Origin of the sequence: Brevundimonas sp. UBA5936, assembly GCA_002430835.1 — a bacterium.
Lineage (GTDB): Bacteria > Pseudomonadota > Alphaproteobacteria > Caulobacterales > Caulobacteraceae > Brevundimonas.
The window spans coordinates 1-3329 of record DJDA01000147.1 but is presented as its reverse complement, the minus strand read 5'-3'; the positions used below and the strand labels follow the sequence as shown (position 1 = coordinate 3329).

At 68.6% G+C, this 3329-nt stretch carries 4 protein-coding genes; 2 read left to right on the top strand and 2 right to left on the bottom strand.

Going from position 1 to position 3329, the window contains the following annotated elements; genetic code table 11:
- Positions 1-102: 102 nt before the first annotated feature.
- Entirely contained in the window at positions 103-336 is a 234-nt protein-coding gene (locus tag B2Y21_RS15165; protein ID WP_003166522.1) for a helix-turn-helix domain-containing protein, read from the bottom strand.
- Positions 337-360: 24 nt separating this feature from the next.
- Positions 361-966 carry a DUF2975 domain-containing protein gene (locus B2Y21_RS15160; protein ID WP_234287892.1) on the bottom strand — a complete coding sequence of 202 codons (606 nt, stop codon included), beginning with the start codon at positions 964-966 and terminating at the stop codon, positions 361-363.
- Between the two features lie 440 nt (positions 967-1406).
- Between B2Y21_RS15160 and rdgB the strand changes: the two genes are divergently transcribed.
- Together rdgB and hemW are read left to right on the top strand one after the other, a co-directional pair.
- The gene (gene rdgB / locus B2Y21_RS15155; RefSeq protein WP_292060661.1) at positions 1407-2009 is read left to right on the top strand and encodes an RdgB/HAM1 family non-canonical purine NTP pyrophosphatase; all 603 of its coding nucleotides are present in this window, start codon (positions 1407-1409) and stop codon (positions 2007-2009) included.
- A 115-nt stretch (positions 2010-2124) separates the two neighbouring features.
- Positions 2125-3255 (top strand): radical SAM family heme chaperone HemW, encoded by a 1131-nt coding sequence (hemW, locus tag B2Y21_RS15150; RefSeq protein WP_292060666.1) that lies wholly within the window; start codon positions 2125-2127, stop codon positions 3253-3255.
- Positions 3256-3329 lie beyond the last annotated feature (74 nt).

Below are 3329 nucleotides of genomic sequence, written 5' to 3'. Positions count from 1 at the left end.
CGGGCGGCGTCACCGTGGACGTCACCCGGTTCCAGATGCGCTTGTCGTCGTCGCCGGTCGCGGCTTTCGGCGGTCCCTTGCCCGAAGGGGGGCGGGCCACGCTCAGCCCTCGTCGTCGAAGGCGTCCGGCGGACCGGGCTCATGGGCCAGCAGGTCGCCGGGCTGGCAGTCCAGCTCGCGACACAGGGCGTCCAGGGTGGAGAAACGCACGGCGCGCGCCTTGCCTGTCTTGAGGATGGACAGGTTGGCGACGGTCACGCCGACGCGGTCGGCGAGCTCCGTCAGCGACATGCGGCGCTGGGCGAGGATGCGGTCGAGTTGGACGCGGATGGCCATGAGGTGAGCTTTAGCGTTTCTCGATCAGATCGTCAGTTCGGATTCGCGACGAAGGCGCGCGCCCTCGCGGAACACCTCGGCCAGGACGAAGACGACCAGGACGGAAAAGACGGGGGTGAGCAGGTCGCTGATCCCTTGCGGCTCCATGACGCCGGGCGCCAGGCGCGAGGCCACCAGCCCCTGCACGATCCACACGCCGCCGGTGACGACGGCCAGGATCAGGCCGACATGGCGCAGGCGGCGCACATTGTCCGGCTGGAAGGGGTCGCCCAGGGTCAGGGTGCGGAAGATCTTGCGCAGATGGCGCAGGATGATGAGGAAACCGCCGAAATAGGCGCTCAGGGCGCCCAGGGCGAACAGCAGCAGCGGACGGGTCAGCGGCATCTCGCGACCGTCCGCACCGTCCGAGACGGTCACGTTCAGATTGTCGATCGGGATGAAGATCGAGGCGACCCACAGAAGCAGCAGCAGGCCGGTGACGAGGATCATCACCACATAGGCCACGTCCAGGGCGATCTTCAGCAGGCTGGAGACCGAGCCGGGGCCCAGGGTGCGCAACGGGGTGCGGAAATGAGGCGCGCGCAGCGGGGTCTGATGGCCGAGAGGTTTCGGTTTCCGCAAGCGCGTCATCGGGCGTCTCAGGCCGGGGACAGGGGCGCCGTCGCCGCGGCGGGTCCGGCCGACCCGCGCACGGCTCTATTCTTCACGGCGTTCATGGCGATCGTCAAAGCCCCCTCGCTCGCTGGAGCGATCAGAAGCTTTGGATGATCAGGGCGATCGCCGCGACGGGCAGCGAGGCCAGCAGGAAGGCGTTGCCCAGGCTGTGCGCCAGACGGTCCATCAGATTGGTCTTGTGCATGGCTTGCATATCGGTCTCTCCATCAATGCACGTTTTTTGTGCGTATCTGTTGTGCCGCTGGATCATTGTTGCGAGATGTTTCTCTCGTTTGAACGGTGCGGCCGTCCGTCCTTGAAAATGAAGATAGGTCGTGCGCCGACGAAAGCCAACTTACATATCGTTTAACGATGTTACCATTTCGCAATGGATCGGACGGGACTAAGGTCGCGCCATGAATCTCAAGCTGATCAAGGGGATGCGGCTCGTCGCCGCCACCCACAATCCGGGCAAGGCGCGCGAGATCGAAGCGCTGCTTGATGGACATTACACGATCGTCACCGCCGGACAGCTGAATCTGCCCGAGCCGGACGAGACGGAGACCACCTTCGTCGGCAACGCCATGCTGAAGGCGCGCCATGCGGCCCAGGCCTCGGGCGAGGTCGCCCTGGCCGATGATTCCGGCCTGTCGGTCGCGGCCTTGGACGGGGCGCCGGGCATCTATTCCGCGCGCTGGGCCGGGCCGACCAAGGATTTTGATCTGGCCATGAAGAAGGTCGAGCAGCGGCTGGAGGAGATCGCCTCGACCGACCGCCGCGCCTGGTTCACCTCGGCCCTGGCCGTGGCCTGGCCCGACGGCCCCTGCGTGGTGGTCGAGGGGCGGATCGACGGCGAGCTGGTCTTTCCGCCGCGCGGCGATCGCGGTTTCGGCTACGACCCGATCTTCCGGCCGGAAGGCTCGGAACTCACGTTCGGCGAGATGGACCCGGTGGAGAAGGACGCCCTCAGCCACCGCGCCCGCGCCTTCGCCCGCCTCAAGGCGGCGCTGATTGACTGAGAGGACCGCCGCACGAGCCGCGGCCCTGCGCCAAGGCGGCGATCGGGGCGAGCCTCAATCTGTCCCTCAAGCAGCCGCCCTCCGCGAGGGCGGCGATAGGGACGAAAAAGACTCCATCGCCCTTTACGTCCACTGGCCCTACTGCGCGCGCATCTGTCCCTATTGCGACTTCAACGTGGTGCGCGACCGGGGGCGGACGCAGGAGCAGGCGGAGCTGGCGCAGGCCATCCTGAACGACTTGGAGGCGCAGGCCGCCCTGGTCGGGCCGCGCGCCCTGGCCTCGATCTTCTTCGGCGGGGGCACGCCGTCCTTGATGCCGCCCGACGCCGTGGCGGCGGTGACAGCGCGGGCCAGGGCGCTGTTCCCCCCTTCTGGCGATATTGAGATCAGCCTGGAGGCCAATCCCACCGACGCGGAGGCCGGGCGCTACGCCGTCTTGGCCCACGCCGGGATCAACCGCCTGTCGATGGGGGTGCAGTCGTTCGACGATGCGGCGCTGAAGTTTCTGGGCCGCGACCATTCGGCCGCCGAGGCGCGCCGCGCCATCGCCCTGGCCGCGCGGGCCTTTCCGCGCCTGTCCATCGATCTGATCTACGCCCGGCCGGGCCAGGGCGTCGCCGACTGGACGGCCGAGCTGACCACGGCGCTGGATCTGGGGTTCGAGCACGTCTCGCCCTATCAGCTGACCATCGAGGGGACGACGGCCTTCGGCCGGGCTGTGGCGCGCGGCGCCTGGTCGCCGCCGGATGAGGATCTGGCCGCCGCCCTCTATGAAGCCACGCAGACGACGCTCGAGGCGGCGGGGTTTGAGGCCTATGAGGTGTCCAACCACGCCCGCGACGTGGCTGCGCGCTCCAGCCACAACCTGCATGTCTGGCGCGGCGGCGACTATCTGGGTCTGGGGCCGGGGGCGCATGGGCGGCTGACCCTGGACGAAGGGCGGCTCGCCACCGTGGCCGAGCGCCGTATCGGCGACTATGTCGCGGGCGTCGCCGCCGGATCGCCCTGGGCCGAGCGCGAGGTTCTGGAGCCGCAGGACGCCGACGAGGAGCGCGTGCTGCTGGGGCTGCGCACTGTCGAGGGCGTACCTTTGGCCCTGCTGCAGCGGCTGGGGCTGTCGGCGGACGAGGGTCGGTTGGCCGATCTGCTGGCCGACGGCTTTCTGAGCCAGAAAGGCGGCCGCATCGCCGCTACTGCGACCGGCCGTCCCTTACTGGACGCGGTGCTCAAGGCCCTGTTGACCTAGACCGCGGCGCGCCGGACTGGCAGGGTCCGGCCGATGTCCGACGCCTCCCTGTTTCCGCCGACCGCCCCGCCCGC

What these genes read in the sequence shown, in the direction of transcription:
- B2Y21_RS15165 (WP_003166522.1), bottom strand. Translation starts at nt 336, where the DNA reads ATGGCCATCCGCGTCCAACTCGACCGCATCCTCGCCCAGCGCCGCATG.
- B2Y21_RS15160 (WP_234287892.1), bottom strand. Translation starts at nt 966, where the DNA reads ATGACGCGCTTGCGGAAACCGAAACCTCTCGGCCATCAGACCCCGCTG.
- rdgB (WP_292060661.1), top strand. Translation starts at nt 1,407, where the DNA reads ATGAATCTCAAGCTGATCAAGGGGATGCGGCTCGTCGCCGCCACCCAC.